This is a genomic window from Pseudomonas sp. Irchel 3H7, assembly GCF_900187605.1.
In the GTDB taxonomy this organism is placed as follows: Bacteria; Pseudomonadota; Gammaproteobacteria; order Pseudomonadales; family Pseudomonadaceae; genus Aquipseudomonas.
Window position 1 is genome coordinate 547,799 of the sequence record NZ_FYEA01000002.1, and the last position, 19,071, is coordinate 566,869.

15 protein-coding genes and 1 pseudogene are annotated in these 19,071 nt (G+C 59.6%); 10 read left to right on the forward strand and 6 right to left on the reverse strand.

Annotated elements, in window-relative coordinates:
* Nucleotides 1-28: 28 nt before the first annotated feature.
* A complete protein-coding gene (locus CKW38_RS05790) occupies nucleotides 29-988 on the reverse strand; it encodes a LysR family transcriptional regulator (RefSeq protein WP_007913217.1) in 960 nt (319 codons plus the stop codon).
* A gap of 367 nt (nucleotides 989-1,355) precedes the next feature.
* On the opposite strand from CKW38_RS05790, the gene CKW38_RS05795 reads away from it, so the two are divergent.
* The 9 genes and pseudogenes from CKW38_RS05795 to CKW38_RS05835 all read left to right on the forward strand — a co-directional run bounded on the left by CKW38_RS05795 (nucleotide 1,356) and on the right by CKW38_RS05835 (nucleotide 11,021).
* Nucleotides 1,356-2,390, forward strand: coding sequence for a glycine betaine/L-proline ABC transporter ATP-binding protein (locus CKW38_RS05795; RefSeq protein WP_095112148.1), 1,035 nt, complete (start codon nucleotides 1,356-1,358; stop codon nucleotides 2,388-2,390).
* A gap of 50 nt (nucleotides 2,391-2,440) precedes the next feature.
* Nucleotides 2,441-3,394 (forward strand): glycine betaine/L-proline ABC transporter permease ProW, encoded by a 954-nt coding sequence (gene proW / locus CKW38_RS05800; RefSeq protein ID WP_095112149.1) that lies wholly within the window; start codon nucleotides 2,441-2,443, stop codon nucleotides 3,392-3,394.
* A 43-nt stretch (nucleotides 3,395-3,437) separates the two neighbouring features.
* Nucleotides 3,438-4,460: a glycine betaine/L-proline ABC transporter substrate-binding protein ProX gene (gene proX, locus CKW38_RS05805; RefSeq protein WP_163004748.1), complete on the forward strand. Its 1,023-nt coding sequence runs from the start codon at nucleotides 3,438-3,440 to the stop codon at nucleotides 4,458-4,460.
* Between the two features lie 87 nt (nucleotides 4,461-4,547).
* Nucleotides 4,548-5,606 carry a GlxA family transcriptional regulator gene (locus tag CKW38_RS05810; RefSeq protein ID WP_095112150.1) on the forward strand — a complete coding sequence of 353 codons (1,059 nt, stop codon included), beginning with the start codon at nucleotides 4,548-4,550 and terminating at the stop codon, nucleotides 5,604-5,606.
* A 126-nt stretch (nucleotides 5,607-5,732) separates the two neighbouring features.
* On the forward strand, nucleotides 5,733-7,049 hold the full coding sequence (locus CKW38_RS05815; protein WP_095112151.1) for an FAD-binding oxidoreductase: 1,317 nt from the start codon (nucleotides 5,733-5,735) through the stop codon (nucleotides 7,047-7,049).
* Between the two features lie 132 nt (nucleotides 7,050-7,181).
* Nucleotides 7,182-8,084, forward strand: a complete 903-nt coding sequence (locus tag CKW38_RS05820) for a dihydrodipicolinate synthase family protein (RefSeq protein ID WP_095112152.1) — start codon at nucleotides 7,182-7,184, stop codon at nucleotides 8,082-8,084.
* A 1-nt stretch (nucleotide 8,085) separates the two neighbouring features.
* Nucleotides 8,086-9,576: an aldehyde dehydrogenase gene (locus CKW38_RS05825; RefSeq protein ID WP_095112153.1), complete on the forward strand. Its 1,491-nt coding sequence runs from the start codon at nucleotides 8,086-8,088 to the stop codon at nucleotides 9,574-9,576.
* Nucleotides 9,577-9,780: 204 nt separating this feature from the next.
* Nucleotides 9,781-10,030 (forward strand): annotated as a pseudogene (locus CKW38_RS30345) (hypothetical protein).
* A 61-nt stretch (nucleotides 10,031-10,091) separates the two neighbouring features.
* Nucleotides 10,092-11,021 carry a ZIP family metal transporter gene (locus CKW38_RS05835; RefSeq protein ID WP_095112154.1) on the forward strand — a complete coding sequence of 310 codons (930 nt, stop codon included), beginning with the start codon at nucleotides 10,092-10,094 and terminating at the stop codon, nucleotides 11,019-11,021.
* Between the two features lie 29 nt (nucleotides 11,022-11,050).
* Here the strand turns inward: CKW38_RS05835 and CKW38_RS05840 are convergent, their stop codons facing one another.
* The 5 genes from CKW38_RS05840 to CKW38_RS05860 all read right to left on the reverse strand — a co-directional run bounded on the left by CKW38_RS05840 (nucleotide 11,051) and on the right by CKW38_RS05860 (nucleotide 17,528).
* Complete coding sequence (locus CKW38_RS05840; protein ID WP_095112155.1) at nucleotides 11,051-12,010, reverse strand: DMT family transporter; 960 nt, start codon at nucleotides 12,008-12,010, stop codon at nucleotides 11,051-11,053.
* Nucleotides 12,011-12,263: 253 nt separating this feature from the next.
* Nucleotides 12,264-13,376 carry an alkene reductase gene (locus CKW38_RS05845; protein ID WP_095112156.1) on the reverse strand — a complete coding sequence of 371 codons (1,113 nt, stop codon included), beginning with the start codon at nucleotides 13,374-13,376 and terminating at the stop codon, nucleotides 12,264-12,266.
* A 170-nt stretch (nucleotides 13,377-13,546) separates the two neighbouring features.
* Entirely contained in the window at nucleotides 13,547-15,781 is a 2,235-nt protein-coding gene (locus CKW38_RS05850; protein ID WP_095112157.1) for a molybdopterin cofactor-binding domain-containing protein, read from the reverse strand.
* On the reverse strand, nucleotides 15,778-16,251 hold the full coding sequence (locus CKW38_RS05855) for a (2Fe-2S)-binding protein (protein WP_095112158.1): 474 nt from the start codon (nucleotides 16,249-16,251) through the stop codon (nucleotides 15,778-15,780). Before CKW38_RS05855 ends, CKW38_RS05850 begins: the two co-directional genes overlap by 4 nt.
* Nucleotides 16,248-17,528: a c-type cytochrome gene (locus tag CKW38_RS05860; protein WP_095112159.1), complete on the reverse strand. Its 1,281-nt coding sequence runs from the start codon at nucleotides 17,526-17,528 to the stop codon at nucleotides 16,248-16,250. The genes CKW38_RS05855 and CKW38_RS05860 overlap by 4 nt, the downstream gene beginning before the upstream one ends.
* A 295-nt stretch (nucleotides 17,529-17,823) precedes the next feature.
* Here CKW38_RS05860 and CKW38_RS05865 point away from each other — a divergent pair, with 295 nt between their 5' ends.
* On the forward strand, nucleotides 17,824-19,023 hold the full coding sequence (locus tag CKW38_RS05865; protein ID WP_095112160.1) for an MFS transporter: 1,200 nt from the start codon (nucleotides 17,824-17,826) through the stop codon (nucleotides 19,021-19,023).
* Nucleotides 19,024-19,071: the final 48 nt, after the last annotated feature.

A 19,071-nucleotide genomic window follows, 5' to 3' on the forward strand; every position in this document is an offset into this window, starting at 1 on the left:
AAATCATCCGACGACGGTGCGGTGCGGATTAACGGCGGGGAAACTTCGCCAGAATCCATTCACGAAAACGCCGCAACTCGTCTTCGTTTTCGGAGCTTTCGCGACAGCTCAGGTAGTGCCAGCTGTTGCGCAATTGCACCTGCTGCTCGATCGGTCGCACCAACAGGCCTTGCTGCACCAATCCCGTGACCAAGTGATTCCAGCCCAACGCAATGCCCTGATGGGTCAGGACCATGCTGATCAGCAGGTTGTAGTCGTTGGCATTGAAGATCTGCGGACTGTTCGGCGGACGGTCATCGATATCGATGGCCTGAAACGCTAGCCACACGCCCCAGTCGACATGCTCGGCGACTTGCGAGCGGCCATAGGGACTCAGGTTGAGCAATGCCGAATCGCGCACGCCTTCGATCGTCGAAATTTCCGGGTGTTTCTCCAGATACTGCGGGGTGCACACCGGATAAATCACGTCGTGGCACAACGGATAGCTTCTATAACCGTCACGGATGCGCGAAATCTTGGTGATGAAGATGTCCGGCTGCACACCGGGTTCCATTGTCAGAAAGTTCTGCGTGGTGATCAGGTTGAGTTCGATATCCGGGCACTGCGCGAAGAACTCTTGCAGATGATTCGACAGCCACAGTGCGGAAAAGGCCGGCGAGCAACAGACGGTGAGGACCTTCTTGGTCGACTGGCTGCTGCGGATGCGTTCGGCGGCCTGCGCGATGTTGACGAACGACAGTTGCGCGGCATCGAAGAACACCGCGCCGGCCGCCGTCAGCTCCACCGCCCGGCCGACGCGGGTAAACAGTTGCGCGCCCAGATAACTTTCCAGTTCACGAATCTGCCGGCTGATCGCGGCTTGGGAAACGCACAGCGCCTCCGCCGCGCGGGTAAAGCTTTCGTATTTGGCCGCGGCGACAAATGCCTTCACAGCCCTCAAGGACGGCATTTTCAGCAGGATGGTGTCAGGGTCGACATGCTTGCTCATTCGTACACTCTCCTAACGATACAGCTCCCCAACGAAGCGCGAGGAGGGTAACGGAACCGTGCGGGGAGGGCTACGCGAGCGTCGCTGTGAGGATAGACCCGGTCGCTCATGGTGCTGACGCGGCACTCGGCAATGGCTGTCGTCGCAACCGATAACCCGACGTTATCGAATTGTCCCTGTAAATGTAGTTGGATTAAGCGGGGTGATGCTAATAGATTTGAAACATCCCTTTTTCCTGGGACCTCAAAAATAATAAAAGGAAGCCCGTCGTGAAGACATCTATTCATTACCGCTGCCGCTTACAATTATTTTTGCTCGTTTGCCTGTCGCTTAATGCGAAAGACGCACGATGCGAAGGAGGCAAGGTATGACAAGTTCCGACGAGATCATCTGCGTAAAGAATGTTTTCAAAGTCTTCGGTACGCAGCCAGCACTTGCCATGAAAATGGTTAAAGAAGGTGCAACAAAAGCTGAAGTGTTCAAAAAGACCGGTCAGGCGATTGGCGTTTTTGATGCCAACTTCTCTGTTCGCCGCGGTGAGATTTTCGTGATCATGGGTTTGTCCGGTTCGGGCAAATCGACCATGGTCCGATTGTTCAACCGGCTGATCGAGCCGACGTCCGGGCAGATCTTTCTCAATGGCAAGGAAATCACCGGCCTGGGCGACAAGGACTTATTACAGGTTCGTCGCAAAGACATGGGCATGGTCTTCCAGTCGTTTGCATTGATGCCGCACATGAGCGTCATCGACAACGTTAGCTTCGGTCTGGAAATCAGCGGTGTCAGCGAGAAAGAACGCTATTGCCGCGCGATGGGCGCGCTGGAGCAGGTTGGCCTGGCAGGGCAGGAGTTCAGCTTTCCTCACCAACTCTCCGGCGGCATGCAGCAACGTGTCGGCCTGGCCCGCGCGCTGGCCAATGATCCCGCCATTCTGCTGATGGACGAAGCGTTCTCGGCACTTGATCCGATGATTCGCAGCGAGATGCAGGGCGAACTGATCAAGCTGCAGGCCGAGCAGGATCGCACCATCATTTTTATCTCCCACGATATTGAAGAAGCGGTTCGCATCGGTCACCGCATTGCGATCATGGAAGGCGGGCGCGTGGTGCAAATCGGCACGCCGCGTGAACTTCTGTGCAACCCAGTGAATAAATATGTGCGTGATTTCTTTAATGGTTTCGACACCAGTCGCATTCTGAAAGCGGGTGATATCGCGCAACAGGATTGCAATGTCGCTTATATACCGGGCGGGCAAACGCCGATTAAAGCGGAAGCGTCTCTTCGCGACATCTTTCATCTGGTTGCGGCCTCGGCAACTCCCATGCCGGTGGTGGATGAAGTTGGGCTTTATAAAGGTTCGATTTCGCAAGGCCATCTTCTGAACTGTCTGTGTAATAGCTGAACTGCGAATAATCAGAATTGATTTACCGCTTCTGAGGGCGAGGTAGCACCATGTCAGACTTCAACTTTCTAGATCCTTTCCAAAGTTTAAATATTCCCTTGGGTTTGTGGGTAGAGACCGCCCTTAAATATCTGGTGCATAACTTCAGGGAAGTGTTTCGCTCGATCCGTTGGCCGGTCGATCAAGTGCTCGACGGTGTGCAGTGGGGACTGCTGTCGGTTCCGCCGACGGTGTTCATCATCATTGCCGGGCTGATCAGTTGGCAGATCGGCGGCAAGCGCATCGCGATCTTCAGCGTCGCAACCCTCACCGGGCTTGGACTGATCGGTGTGTGGAGCGATGCGATGGTCACGCTGGCCCTGGTGCTGACGTCGCTGTTGTTCTGCGCAGTGATCGGCATACCGCTGGGCATCTTGTGTGCACGCAGTGATCGCACGGAAATGATCATCCGCCCGGTGCTGGATGCGATGCAGACACTGCCGGCGTTCGTTTACCTGGTGCCGGTGGTGATGCTCTTTGGTATCGGCAACGTACCCGGTGTAATCGTCACCATCATCTTTTCCGTCGCGCCGCTGGTGCGGCTGACCAACCTTGGTATTCGTCAGGTCCCGGCGGACAAGGTCGAAGCCGCTCGAGCGTTTGGCTGCACGGCTACGCAAATGCTGATGAAGGTGCAGTTGCCGTTGGCGGCGCCGACGATGATGGCCGGTCTCAACCAGACATTGATGTTGTCGCTGTCGATGGTGGTGGTCGCCTCGATGATTTCGGTGGGCGGTCTGGGTTTGATGGTGTTGAGCGGCATCGGCCGCCTCGACATGGGCCTGGCCAGCGTCGGCGGCGCGGGGCTGGTGCTGCTCGCGGTATTCCTTGACCGACTGACCCAGGCAATGGGTGAGCGCAGCAGCGATCTGGCCTCCGGTCAGCGCTGGTATGAAAGCGGCCCTGTGGGGCTGGTCATGAAACTGAAGAAAAAGAAGAACGTTGCACGTCCAGTGACGAATTGAGTTGGCCTGCTCACCCCATTAAAAATTCCAAGCGTGGTGAAACATGAAACTGACAAATCTCAAGAAAAGCGTGGTTGCGAGCCTCGTGGCTTCAGTGTTTGGCACCTTGTTGTGCTCGGCGGTCTACGCGGCCGACGCCAACAAACCCGGTGCCGGCGTTTCGATTACGCCGATCTTCCCGACCATCGCCGAAGAGCGTTTTCGTGGTGAGGTGGTGATCGCCGGCCTCAAGGAGTTGGGCTACGACGTCAAACAGCCAAAAGAAGTCGACTACCCGGCGATGTTTCTCGCACTGTCTTACGGCGATGCGGACTTCACCGTGCATGAATGGGAGCACCTGCACCAAGCGTTTTATGAAAAGGCCGGCGGCGATGACGTGATGGTCAAAGTCGGGCAAGTCATGAAAGGCGTGTTGCAGGGCTACATGATCGACAAGAAGACGGCCGAGGCTTATCAGATCAAGGATCTGTCGGACTTGAAGAAACCCGAAATCGCCAAACTCTTTGACAGCAACGGTGACGGCAAGGCTGACCTGACAGGCTGCAACCCGGGTTGGGGCTGCGAGATCATGGTCGAACACCACATGAAAGCCTATGGCTTGGGCCCAACCGTGGTCGACAACCGCGGTTCGTACTTCGCGTTGATGGCAGACACCATTGCGCGCTTCCAGCAAGGCAAACCCGTGCTGTTTTTCACTTGGGTTCCGCAATGGATCGCCAGTGTTTTGGTGGAAGGGCGTGACGTGGTCTGGTTGCCGGTGCCTTTCACTTCGCTGCCGGATGGCAAGGAAAGCAAGGACACCTTCCATGATGGCAAGAACCTCGGTTTCCCGGTGGACACGATCAATGCCGTGATGAACAAAGAGTTCGCCGAGAAGAACCCGGTGGCGCGCAAATTCCTCTCTGAGGTCAGCATCCCGACAGCCGCTGAAAGTGCGCAAAACCTGCGCATGCAGAACGGTGAAAAGTCGCTCGCTGACATCAAGCGTCATGCCGCGGAATGGATCAAGGCCAACCAGCAAGCCTATGACGGTTGGTTGAGTGACGCCCGGGCGGCAGCGAAGTAATCGGTTCGACCACGGTTTGGCGGCGGGCGGTGCCAGTCGCCACACCCCAAAGTTGTCGTTTCAGTGAAGGTGAGCGGGTGACGCAAGATGGAAACGTTCCAGAGTCCGTTGAAACAACAGAACATCGGCTTTCGCCCATCCACCGTGATGTCGGGCCATGAACGTGTGGTGCGGGTGGCGTTTATCCTGCTCGATCATTTTTCGTTGACGACCCTTTCAACGGCGATGGATGCCCTGGCCACTGGAAACCTGATCAATGGCGAAACGATTTACCAGGTGTCGACCTACTCACTGCAGGGCGGGCTGGTTGAAAGTGATATCGGCGTGTCGCTGGCCTCGCAAAGACTGGTGGCGGAAGGCTTCAGTCATGATGCAGTGATTGTCGTCGGAGGCCAGCGCGTGCGGCTTGCCGCGCAGCCAGTGCTGCGCCGAGTGCTGAAGAAGTCCTCGGGCAAAGGGATCGTTGCCGGTTGCTGGAATGCCGCGTTTTATCTGGCCGATGCCGGTTTGCTCGAGACTGGAGACTTTGCTTGTCACAGCGACAGCTGCGGTCTGCTCCATGAATATTTCCCGCAGTTGAAGGTATCGACTCGCGAGTTTATTTGCACACAGCGCCGGGCCACTTGCGCCAACGCTCATTCAGCGCTGGATATGACCTTGGCGATCATGCAGGAACTGGGTGCGCACAACGATGCGCCATTGGTTGATGAAATAAAAAGGGTTCACCAGTCTGGACATCTTCAACCGAAGACTGCCGACAGTCTGCGCTGTTCAGCGATTCCCAAGCCTTTGAACATCGCGCTCGACTTGATGGAAAAAAACATTGAGGAACCGTTGGAAATTGACGCAATCGCCAGCCAGGTTGGCGTGTCTCGCCGGCAATTGGAAAGAAGGTTTGCCCGCTATCTCAATGCCGCACCCAATCGATACTACCTGGAACTGCGTTTGACTCGGGCCCGGCAACTGATTGTGCAAAGTGATCGTTCGTTGACGGATGTGGCACTGGCCACCGGGTTTGTCAGCTATCCGCACTTCTATAAACGCTTCAAGGATCTGTTTGGCTTACCGCCCATGACCTTCAGGGATTACTACTACGCCAACGACTATGCCAGTAGCGGACGTTATGCCGTGGCGGCGAATTTTTAAAACAAACAGTCAATCGTCACTGTTTGTGTAAGTGCCAGTTTTGCAAGTTTCCGGATCAACGCCATTGCGTGCGTTTGCTTTGTGCTGCGTGCGTTTTGCAACTTCAACGATTAACGGTTTAACACTATGAAAGTCAGTTCATTACCCGCCGATGATGATAGTTGTGGCTGGTTTCATTTGAGCAAGCCACGCAGTCCCGAGCCGGCTCACCGTGGGCACCGTTCCGCCCGCTGGGTGATCATCGGTGCCGGCTTCACGGGACTGGCGTGCGCGCGGCAACTGGCGTTGAATTTTCCCGACGATGAAGTGGTGCTTATCGAAGCTCAGGAAGTCGGACTGGGCCCGTCGGGGCGTAATGCCGGTTTTGCCATTGATCTTCCCCATGATATTGGCGCTGAGGATTACATCGGTGACATCGCACTGGCACGCACCAGTTTGAAACTCAATCTGGCCGGCCAATCGATACTTCGCGAGCTGGTTGACCAATACCGCATCGACTGTCAGATGAAAGCCTGCGGCAAATATCAGGCGGCGGTAGAGAACCGCGGTATCGCCGTACTCGATGCCTATCGCCGGGGCCTGGAAAAACTCGATCAGCCTTTTCAGATGATTGATGCCGATGAGTTGCCCGAACATTTGGGCACGCGGTTTTACCGCCAGGCATTGTTCACCCCGGGTGCGGTGCTACTGCAACCGTCCGGACTGGTGAAAGGCCTCGCCGACAACTTGCCATCGAACGTCACGCTGTATGAGCGCACGCCGATTCTGGAAGTGGAATACGGTAACAAGACGCTCCTCAAACATGCCCACGGCAGCATCACCGCCGACAAGCTGATTCTGGCGAACAACTCGTTCGGCATGCGTTTCGGTTTCCTGCAAGGGCGGATGTTGCCGATCTACACCTACGCCAGCATCACGCGACCGCTGACCGAAGAGGAACAGGCGCGCCTGGGCGGCAAACCGTTCTGGGGCGCCATTCCAGCCGATCCCTTCGGCACTACGGTGCGGCGTACCCCGGATAACCGCCTGCTGATCCGCAACAGTTTCACCTTCAACCCGGATGGCCGCAGCAACAGCAAATACAACGAACGTTTCGTGCGCCGGCACAAGGCTTCATTCGATCAGCGTTTCCCGATGTTGCCGGAGGTGACGTTCGACTACACCTGGGGCGGCGCCTTGGCCATGTCGCGCAACCACAACGGCTTCTTCGGTGAACTGGCGCCCAATGTTTATGGCGCGCTCGGATGCAACGGTCTGGGTGTCACGCGCGGAACCGTCACCGGCAAGTTGCTTGCTGACTGGCTGGCGGGGCAGCGTGACCCACTGATTGACTTCCTGCTGCAGGCGCCGGGGCCCAACAGCAACCCGCCAGAACCGTTCCTTTCGCTTGGGGTGAACATGAACCTCAAGTGGGGGCAGTACCGCGCCGGGAGAGAAAGCTGAGTCTGCGTTGGCCGGTCGCTGCAGCCTCGTCGCTCCGCTGCCGTCCTGAAGGCTTGCACCGCCAATAACCAAGGTCTGCCCGGCATGCCGTCGGGTGCACGGATTGAACATTGAACCACTGGAGAAAACGCTATGAACTTTGACGGAATTTTTACCCCTGCCATTACCCCGTTGTCCGCTGATGGCCAGATCGACTATTCGGCGTTCTCCGACGTGCTCGAATATCTGATCGAGTCCAAGGTTCACGGCATCGTTATTGGCGGCTCCACCGGCGAGTATTACGCGCACACCGCCGAGGAACGCGTGGCCGTCGCCGAGCGCGCCAAAGACGTGATCCGCGGACGTTTGCCTCTGGTCATCGGCACTGGCGGCATTCGTACCGAAGACTCGGTGTACTTCGCCGAAAAAGCCAAGTCACTCGAAGCGGACGCCATTTTGGTCGGTTCGCCACCGTATGCCTTGCCGACGCAAAAGGAAATTGCCGCCCATGTGCTCGCCGTGGACAAGGCGGCCGGGCTGCCGATCATGCTTTACAACTATCCGTCGCGGATGGGCGTGGCGATGGGCGACGAGTTTTTCGAAGCCATCGCTGGCTGCAAGAACATCGCCGCGATCAAGGAAAGTTCGGGCGAGATGAGTCGCCTGCACCGTCTGGCTCACGCCCATCCGTCGATCCAGTTGTCCTGTGGCTGGGATGATCAGGCGCTGGAGTTTTTCGCCTGGGGCGCGCGTAGCTGGGTATGCGCCGGCTCGAACTTCATCCCGCGCGAACACATCGCGCTCTACGAAGCCTGTGTACTGGAGAAGAACTTCGATAAAGGCCGGCGGATCATGTCGGCGATGCTGCCGTTGATGGATTTCCTCGAGAGCGGCAAGTTCGTGCAGTCGATCAAACACGGTAGCGAACTCAGTGGCCTGCGTGCCGGCGGTGTGCGGGCGCCACTGCAACCGCTGGAGCCTTCCGAGAAGCTAGCGCTGGAAAGCGTGATCAAAACCCTGCAGAAAAACGTCGCGCGTATCGTCGAGGAGGCTTGAAATGGCAGACCTGCTGAGCAAAGAGCAATACCTCGAACTGGCTGCGAAACTCGAATTTCGCAACCAAGCGTTCATCAACGGCCAGTTCTGCGCCTCCAGATCGGGCAAGACATTCACCACGACCAACCCGGCCACCGAACAGGTATTGACCGAGATCGCCGCGTGCGATGCCGACGACGTCGATGCCGCCGTCGCCGCTGCGAAGGAAGCCTTCGATGACGCACGCTGGCATTCACTGGCGCCGTCCGCACGCAAATCGGTATTGCAGCGCTTTGCCCAGTTACTGGAAGACAACGCCCATGAACTGGCGGTGCTCGAAAGCCTGGACAGTGGCAAGCCGATTCGCGAATGCCAGAACATCGACGTGCCGGAAACGATTCATACGTTGCGTTGGCATGCCGAGCTGATCGACAAGATCTACGATGCTACGGCGCCGGTCGGCTCGGGTGCGGTGACCATGGTTGTGCGTGAACCGATTGGCGTTGTCGGCTTGGTGTTGCCGTGGAACTTCCCGCTGCTGATGCTCGCCTGGAAAATCGGCCCGTCGCTGGCCGCGGGCTGTTCGATCGTGGTCAAACCGGCTAAGGAAACTACCTTGAGCACTTTGCGCGTCGCCGAACTGGCGCATCAGGCGGGGATTCCCGCCGGTGTGTTCAACGTCGTGCCCGGGGGAGGGAAAGAGGCGGGCGAACCGCTGGGGCGTCACGCGGATGTGGCCATGGTCAGCTTCACCGGCTCAACCGACACCGGGCGGCTGTTCCTGAAATATTCCAGCGAATCGAACCTCAAACGCATCGTGCTGGAATGTGGCGGCAAGAACCCTGCCGTGGTGATGAATGATGTCGAAGACATCGACCTCGTCGCTCAGCACGTGGTGAACGGCGCGTTCTGGAATATGGGTGAAAACTGCTCGGCCTCTTCGCGCCTGATCGTCCACGCCGACGTCAAGGATGAACTGCTGCAGCGTGTGCAGGTTCATTTGGGTGACTGGAAAATGGGTGATCCACTGGATCCTGAAAACCGCCTGGGTTCGATGATCAGCAAAGCGCATTTCGACAAGGTGCGCTCCTACCTTGACGTGGCCCGCGACGAAAACCTGCATGTGCTGGTGGGCGGCAAAACCCGCCAGAATATTTTCGTCGAACCGACTATCGTTGACGGCGTGAGTCGCGATAGCCGTTTGTTCCAGGAAGAGATTTTTGGCCCGGTACTGAGCGTCACCACGTTCCAGACCGTTGACGAAGCGATTGAGCTGGCCAACGACACGGCCTACGGCCTGGCAGCATCGGCTTACACCGGCAACCTGCGCCATGCACTGAAACTCTCGCGCGGCATCCGTGCCGGGATTGTCACGGTGAATTGCTTCGGTGAAGGCGATGCCTCTACGCCATTCGGCGGCTACAAGGAGTCGGGGTTCGGCGGGCGCGACAAGTCGATCTGGGCGCACGATCAATACACTGAAATCAAAACCATCTGGATTGATGCTTCCTGATAACGCCTTGACGCAACAAATCGCATCGCCCCGACCACTGAATTGAGTGGCGGGGCGATTGCCACATACCGTAACCCCCATCCATGAGCTGGACTGGTTAGTGGCCACGTCAGCAGAAAGCTTTCAGTCATCCGCTTTTCTGCAGACATTTTGAACCTAACCCGAAATCAGTCGCTCAACCGGGAAATGTTCGGGGTGGGCGAAATGAACGCGTTCAAGAATCAACTGACATTCGCACAAGAAACCAAACTACTCGCTTTTGGCGGCCTGGCAACGTGCACTGGAAAACCTTGAATTGCGAATGGACTGCCCAGACGCCTATCACGACGAACTGCTGCGCCAGTCGGATGAAATGGATCGCTTGGGCATACTCAGTTGGGACGAGTGGCGCGACCTGCGAAGGCAAGCAGACGTCGCCTACCTGCGCGCAGTCGCTGGAGACGATTACCATTGAGGTCATGTACGTTGGTTATCCGCATCCGCTGAAAGATCGAATCAACAAAACAGGAGTTCCCATGCCCGAGCCGTTGACCTCATCAGCCGCACCAGCACGCTCCTGGTTCGCTCGTTTCTTAAGGTCTGGATGGGGCGGGCGCGTCTTCTGGTCAATTCTGATCGGGGTGACAATCTTCCTGCTGATCAGCGGGTATGGCGCCTTCGTCGGGGCCAACAAACAGAATCTGTACTTCGCCTTTATCGGTGGCATGACCGGCTTCGCTGCGACGGCAATCGGTGCTGTGGTAGCGATCGCGTTACGAGACATCACCGCCCGAACCCAAGACATCATGCTCGGCTTTGCCGCCGGGATGATGCTGGCCGCCAGTTCGTTTTCGCTGATTCTGCCCGGTATAGAAGCGGCTCACGCGCTTTGCGGTAACCCGTTGCTCGCAGCCTGCGTCGTCGTTGCAGGATTGGGATTGGGCGTCGCGCTGATGGTCGGTCTTGATCGTTTCGTGCCTCACGAACACGAGAAAAGCGGACGCCGAGGGCCGGACGCGCAGCGCATCAATCGTGTCTGGTTGTTCGTCCTGGCAATCACACTGCATAACCTGCCGGAAGGCATGGCCATTGGCGTGAGCTTTGCCAACGGCGATATGAAGGTGGGATTGCCGCTGACGACTGCCATCGCCATTCAAGACATTCCCGAAGGTCTGGCAGTCGCCCTGGCATTACGCGTAACCGGCATCTCCGCACTGCGCGCCGCGCTGATTGCGGTGGGTTCGGGGTTGATGGAACCGATTGGCGCAGTTGTCGGACTGGGTATTTCCAGCAGCTTTGCGCTGGGATATCCCATTGCGCTCGGTCTGGCAGGCGGGGCGATGATTTTTGTGGTGTCCCATGAGGTCATTCCCGAGACCCATCGCAACGGGCATGAGACCCCGGCCACGTTGGGGCTGATGCTCGGTTTTGGGGTGATGATGTTTCTCGATACGGCTTTGGGTTAATCACGAACCTGACCACTGGAGAGAAACCGTCACGCACTGGCTTTAACCTCAGCCTTGACCACTGATTTACGGTACGTCAGCAAAACGATGCCCATGACCACAATCACCCCGCCGAGAATCTGTCCTTTGCTGAGCATTTGGTCCAGCACAATCCAGCCCATCAGCAGCGTTGCCAATGGCTCGATGTTCATGACCGGCGCATTGCGCGGCATGTCGAGGCGAGGCACGGAAATGAACAGGACGATAAAACCTGTGCCGTATAGCACCACCAACGTGGCGAGGGCCAGCCATCCGGTCGAGGTCGCGGGCAGGTTCAATCCGCCGGGAAGGGCGCCCGTCAGCCCTGCCAGGTTGACGCTGCTGAACACGATGAAAATGGTCAGCAGACTGCGTACCGAGCCACGTACCTGAGACAACTTGTGGTCGGTGATCCACAGCGCGCAGGCGAACACGCTGGCGGCGCAGAATGCGAGCGCGACGCCGGTCAGCCATTGCGCACTGACGTCCGTCGTGGTCGAGAGACGCCCGGGGACATCCAGCACAAACACCAGGCCCAGTAGAATCAAACCCATCAACGTCGCGGTACGTGCGCTCGGTCGCGGGCCACCCAGTGCCCAGGTGAGCAATGCCAGCAGAATGGGGAATACGTTCGCCACCAGCAGGGCAAGCGCCACCGGCACCCGTGCGACAGCAGAGTAGAGGCACAGACTCTGCGCAGTGATCAGCAGCCCCAGCAACAGTTGCCAGCGCCAGGCACCCGCCGGCAAGCGCAGGCTTTGTCTCTGCCACAGCACCAGGATGGCGAGCACCAGCAAGGTCCCGCCGGAACGCATTAAAATCGCCAGCAGCACACCCGCGCCATCATCAAAGGCGACTCGCGCCGCCACATGATTGCCGGCAAACGCACAGCCCATGCACAACAGAATGATTACCGCGAGATAACGAGGGTAGGGCGGCGGTACGGTTTGCGTAGCGGCAGGGCGAGGCATGGCAGATCTCAGGATTGTTAGCCGTTCGAACGACTTGGTTTTTATTAGGTTGTCGTACAACTAGCCCGTTTTATCGCATTCGGCGACGTCGGGCAATAGACCTGAAAGCGCACAGCTACGCATAAGTTCAGCGTTATGGTGGATTTTTACCTATTTGATTAAATGTAGAGATCGTATGACTTGATAGGGCAGGGGCGCATCGGCCCCTGCTTCCAGGGATTTACACATTCATGAGATGCGGGTCTGCATTTGTTCAGGCATGAAATGGATAATCGATGTACCCACGCTGATCCCCGCCAAAGAAGCTGCTCGGATCCGGCGCGTTGAGCGCCAGGCCATCGTGCAGCCGACGCGGCAAGTCGGGGTTGGCCAGGAACGGGCGGCCAAACGCAATGATGTCGGCACGATCGGCAATCAGTGCCTGTTCGGCAGATTGCGCATCGTAGCCGCCCGCGAGGATCAGCACGCCGTTCCACGTTTTGCGCAACTGGGCAATGATCGCGTCCCAGCGCGGATCGAAGTTCTCATCTTTGACTGTTCCGACCATCGCTGGCTCGACCAGATGCAGGTAGGCCAGATTCCATTGGTTGAGCGCCTCGACGAGGTGGCCGAAGGTCGCCTCCGGAGTGTCATCACCCATGCCCATGAAGCGCCCCATCGGCGTTAGGCGCACGCCGACCCGTTCGGCGCCGACTTCTTCGGCGACGGCCGCAACCACTTCCAGCAGAAACCGCGCGCGATTTTCCACGCTGCCGCCATAGGCATCGTCACGCTGATTGCTGTTGCTGTTAAGAAACTGATCGAGCAGGTAACCGTTGCCGGCATGGATTTCCACGCCGTCCATGCCCGCCTGCAAGGCGTTGCGCGCGGCCACGCGGTAGTCCTCGACGATGCCGGCGATTTCCGCGGTTTCCAATGCGCGCGGCACCGGCACATCGCCCCAGACACCGTTACCGTTTTCGTCGACGATAAACGTCTTGCCCGGCACCGGCAGCGCGCTGGGCGCAACCGGCAGGCCGGCATCGGGTTGAAAGCTCGGATGGGAAACCCGACCGACGTGCCACAGTTGCATGAAGATCAACCCGCCGGCCTCATGCACCGCCGCGCTGACGTCACGCCACGCCTCAACTTGCTCAGGGCTGTAGATGCCCGGCGTCCAGGCGTAACCCTGAGCCTGCCGGGAGATTTGCGTGGCCTCGGTGATGATCAGCGCCGCACTGGCCCGCTGGCGGTAATACTCGGCGTTCATCGGTGTCGGCACATCGCCCGGTTGGCCGGCGCGTGAGCGCGTCAACGGCGCCATTGCCACGCGGTGGGCGAGCGTATAAGGACCGAGTGCGAGGGGTTGGAACAGACGACGGGTCATGGGTAGCTCCAGATTTCAATTGAAGGAATTCAAGCGCGGCAGCGGCGCCGCGAACCAGTGCCGCTAACTTAACCGCGCTCAGCGGGGCTGATAATCGACGACCGGCGCTACGCTGTTTTGCGCGCAACGCAATGGCGCCCGTGCTCATCAGCGATGAACACGGGCGTGGCTCAGGCAGGTTGGTTGGATCGCGTCAGCGGCAGGTTCAGCCAGCGCCGGCCGGTGGCGTTGGCGACGGCGTTGCCCAGGGCCGCGGCCATCGGCCCCTGGACGATTTCAGCGGCACCGAGGAAGGGTTCTCCCGGTTGGTCGAGCAAGTGCACGTCGACTTTTTTCGGCAGTTGCGTGAAGCGCAGAATCGGATAACCGCTCCAGTCGTAGCTGCGAATGCCCCCCGCGTCGTAAGCGACTTTTTCGTACAGGGTCCAGCTCGCGGACTGCACGATGCCGCCCTCGACCTGATTGCGCAGGCCGTCGGGGCTGACGATCTGGCCGACGTCAACCGCCGTCACCACGTGATCGATACGGATCTCGCCGGTCTGCGGATGCACCCGAAGTTTCACCGCAATGGCGCAGTAACCCATGATGTTTTTGTAGCGGGCAAAGGCGAAACCGATACCGGCGCCGGGCTCGCTGCTTTTTTGCGGCCAACCGATCTCATCACGCACACGCTCTACGACCGCGCGAGCACGCGGATCGCTGAGATGGGCCAGACGCAAGGCGACCGCGTCGATGCCGGCCCTGATCGCCAGTTCGTCGATACTCGCCTCGATGGCGAAGATGTTGATGTGCGCGCCCAGCGAACGCATGGCCGAGGTACGAAAGGGCATTTCGGTGACGAAGGTCATGTTGATGCGCGTCGAGTTCAACTCGTACAGCGGCACCGCGTTGCGATCACCATCGCCTTCGGGCTGGGCGATCGGCACGGAGGGCGCCGAGGCGAAAGGCCGCGCGAGCAAGCGTGCCGGCAGCAGACGCCCGGCGTTGACGATGCGTTCGTTGTGCGGCGTGGTCCAGAGGTCGTAGGCCCAGTCCTGCAAGCGGCCGTGGCTGAGGCCTGCGTCGACTTCAGTAACCATCGCCGAGCTATAGGGCTCCCAAAGATTTTCCTGTTCGCGCATCCATTGCACGCGCACCGGCGTACCGGGCACGCGCAGGGCAATCAATGCTGCATCGGCGGCAGCATCATCTGCGCCGTTGTGGCCGTAACACCCTGAGCCTTCGGTATGAATACAGCGCACCCGCTCAGGTGGCAGGCCGAGCATTTCGGCAATCCCTGCGCGCAGCGGGTAAACGCCTTGGGTGTGGGTCCACACGGTGAGAACGCCGTCCTTGAACCAGGCCAGTGCGCAAGACGGGCCGATCGAGCCATGCATCAAATACTGCTTGGTGACCCGCGCCTGAAAACGCGTGTCAGCCGCGCCGCTCGGCGTGCCGCTATTGCTGATCGGATAGCGCCGTGAGGGCAGACGTTTGAGCAGACCATGAATCTCGGCCGCCTCGGGAATCGCCTCACCGCCGCTCCATTGCGCGACTTCGCTGGCACGGCGCATGGCTTTGATCGCTTGCCACTCATCACCGGCGACCACCGCCAGATAGTTGCCGTCGCGGATCACCTTGACCACCCCAGCCAGCGCCTCGATGGACGCCGTATCGAATGCTTGCAGCGTGCAGCCCGGACGAGGCGGGCGGATCACCCGCGCATGCAGCATCCTCGGCAGGCGCATGTCCTGGACGAATGCTGCGCCACCGCTGACCTTCGCCGGGATGTCGAGGCGCGGCAACGAATGGCCGATCAGTTTGAAATCAGCGGCGGCCATCGCCGGTGATTGAGCCTTGGCATATTGATGCACATCGACATGTTTGACCGCGTCGGCGTAACTCATCCGCTGACCAGCCGGGCCTTCGATCACACCGTCGCGGGTGCTCAGCAGCGCCTCATCAACCTGCCAACTACGCGCGGCGGCATTGACGAGCATTTCGCGCACCTGCGCGGCGGCGTTATACAACGCGGTACCGCTGTCGAAAATGCTGTGGCTGCCGGCGGTGTAGCCTTCGTTGGGTGTTAGCGCGGTGTCGGCGGTGAGCAAGTTGATGGAGGTGGCCGGCACCTGCAAACGCTCGGCGGCGATTTGCAGCAACGCGGTTTTCACCCCGGTACCCAGTTCGACCTTGCCGGTGTAAACGGTAATGCCATCGGCGCCGATGCGGATCCAGGCGTCGAGAAACGGGTTGGTGCGCAGGCTTCCGGGGAGGTCGGGCGCGAGAACCACGGTGCCGAGCGTATCGACTTCGGTATCCGCCAACACACGTCGCGCCACCGGCAGTAGGGTGAATGCCACCAGCAACGCGCCACCGCGCAAGAACGCGCGTCGGCTCGGGTTCAATTCATTCGACTCACTCATGTCAGGCTCCCGTTGTCCCCGGCCACCTGTTTGATCGCCTCGATGATCCGCAAGTGCGTACCGCAGCGGCACAGATTGCCGGCCATGTGCTCGCGAATGGTTGCCTCATCCGGGTGTCGATTGTGCTCAAGCAACGCCTGCGCGCGCATCAGCATGCCGGCAATGCAGTAGCCGCATTGCGCGGCCTGTTTCTCGATGAACGCCGCTTGCAGAGGGCCAGGTTTTTCCGCGCTGCCGAGGCTTTCCACGGTGCGGATTTTTTTGCCTTCGAGGCCGGCGCAGGGTGTCAGGCAGGCGAACACCGGTTGATCATCGACGATCACCGTGCAGGCACCGCATTGCCCGAGACCGCAGCCGTATTTGGCACCGTTGAGGTTCAAGTGATTGCGCAGCGCATACAGCAGCGGCATGTCCGGCTCCAGCTCAAGCGGTTGCGCGGCTCCGTTGACGTTGAGGGTGATCTGGCTCATTTCGTCTCCTGACGTAACGCTTCAATAGTGGAAGAGAGGTCGGTCCACGGCTGATCGGGGCTGGCTTGCTGACGCAGATACGCGGCCAGTGCGCCGAGTTTCGCGTTGTCGAGGCTGGCGGCGAACGCAGGCATCAGCGGGCCGGGCGATCCGGGTGTGGCGGGCAAGCCTTCAAGTACGGTTTTGAGGAAGTTGCGCGAACTGGCCGCTTGCAGTGCCGAGGTATTTTGCAGGCCCGGGCGACCATCGAGGGTGCGCATCGGTGCCGCCGGGCCATGGCAACCGGCGCAGGCGCTGCTGAAGAGCAGGGCGCCGGTCGAGTGGTCTGCCGCTTCACTGGCAGGCGTCTTCGGCGTCGTCCCTGTCAGCGAACGCGGGTTTTCCAGACTGAGCAGGTATTCGGCAATCGCCTCGGCTTCACTGGCGGGCAAGCGGGCCAGACTCAAGCTGACCGGACGCATCGGCCCGGCTGGTGTGCCGTGGCCATCGACGATCTCGGCGCGCAGATAGCCCACCAGTTGCTCACGACGCCACGGGTTGCCGCGCTGGCCCATGCCGACCAGCGCGGGCGCTTGCCAGCCATCGACGATGCCGCCCTGCAAATACTCCGAGGATTTTTCCGCGCCGATCAGGTTCAGCGGCGAATGGCAGCCGGCGCAGTGCCCCGGGCCGTCGACCAGATAACGCCCGCGATTCCATGCCTCGGTACGTCCCGCCAGCGGCGTCAGTGGCTCACCGTGCAGGAACAGCAGGTTCCAGAACGACACCAGCGGGCGAATGTTCATCGGAAAATTCATCTGGTTCTGCTCGGCCGGCGCGTGCACGGCGGGGCCGCTCATCAAGTAGGCATAAGCGTCGGCGATATCTGCTGCGCTCATGCGCCGGTAGTGCACGTAGGGGAACGCCGGATAGAGCAAGTGACCATCGCGAGCAATGCCCTGACGCATCGCCCGCTCGAAGGCCGGCAGTGACCATTGGCCGATACCGGTCTCTACATCCGGGGTGATGTTGGTGCTGTACAGCGTGCCGAACGGCGTTACCAGCGGCAGTCCGCCGGCCAGATATTCACCGCCGGGGCGGGTATGGCACACCGCACAATCGCCGGCCTCGACCACCCGCGCACCGCGTTGCAACTGCGCAGTATCGAACATTGTCGGGCGCTCGATTGGCGCAATCGCCGGGCGCCACATCAGCCAAACGGCGCCGATCAGGCCGAGCACGGCGGCGACTGCAACGCTGATCCATAGCGTTCTGGACTTCAGAAATGAGCTGTTCATGGCACAGGAAAAAACGCGGCAGGCGATGACAGGACGGATGGGCTGCGGGTCATGGAAACGCTCCTTGTGATGGCCGGGGAAGGGCGCCGCATGGGACGACAGCGCCAGAGGCCAAAGCGTAGAGAAACCACCAGCGTCGGAGAATCAGCGGCGCACGCAACAGCGCGTTGCGCGAGAAGCAACGCCTGCGCCGTTGCGCCGGACGCATCACAGCGTTGCCCGCCGCGTGGATTCTGCGTATCGCCACAGGTCAGTAGCCTTGGCCGCACTTTCCTGAACTCAATGAGGTGTCATCATGCTCACGGGCAATCCGGCCGTTGCGGCCAGCGCCGAACAGCCAACTTCACTGTCCGGCCTGATGGTCGCGTTCCTGGCATTCTGCTGTGGCGCGGTCGTGGCCAATCTTTATTACGCGCAGCCAATCGTCGAGCTGATTGCACCGCAGATTGGTCTGTCCAGCGCCAATGCCAGCCTGATCGTTTCGCTGACGCAGTTTGGTTACGCGCTGGGCCTATTGCTGCTGGTGCCACTGGCCGACCTGATGGAAAACCGCCGGCTGGTGGTTGGTTTCACCCTGGCGGCGAGCGTCACGCTGTTGTGCGCCGGACTGACCCATTCGCCGTCACTGTTCCTGGTGTTGTCTTTGCTAATCGGTCTGACCTCGGTGGCCGTGCAGATCCTTGTGCCGCTGGCGGCACACCTGGCGCCCGAAGCCAGCCGTGGCCGCGTCGTCGGCAATATCATGAGCGGCCTGCTGCTGGGCATTCTGTTGTCACGGCCACTGTCGAGCCTGCTGGTTGAAGTGTTCGGCTGGCGCGGGGTGTTTTACAGCGCATCAGCCCTGATGGCCGTCATCGCTCTGATTACCGCTGTGGCACTGCCGCGTCGACTGCCGACGCATAAGGCCTCTTATGCTGCGCTGATTGGTTCGGTGTTTGCCTTGGCCCGACGCTATCCGCTGTTGCGTCAGCGCTCGCTGTATCAGGGTTTACTGTTTGCCAGTTTCAGTCTGTTCTGGACCCTCGCACCGATTGAACTGATGCGTCACCACGGCTTCACTCAGGCACAAGTTGCGATCTTCGCGCTGGTTGGTGCGGTGGGTGCCGTTGCCGCGCCGATTGCCGGGCGTCTGGCCGATGCCGGGCATGGTCGGCGCGGTACGCTGGTCGCATTGTTGCTGGCGCCGGTTTCGCTGTTGATCGCCGCACTCCCGGGCAGCGGCTATGTCTGGCTGGTGGTGTGCGCGGTGCTGCTGGATTTCGCTGTGCAATTGAACATGGTGCTCGGCCAGCGTGAGGTGTACGCCCTCGATCCCCACAGCCGTGCGCGCCTGAATGCGGTGTACATGACCAGCATTTTCGTCGGCGGCGCGCTGGGCTCACTGGTCGCCAGTCCGCTGTACGAGCATTTCGGCTGGAACCTGTCCGCCGTCGCGGTGGCGCTGCTGCCAGCGCTGGCGCTCGGGTTGTTCCTGAGCCGCAAGGCCGATGACTGAACAGCCGGCAAGTGTGTTCAAGCACGGCGGTACAAGACGTCGGGGGAA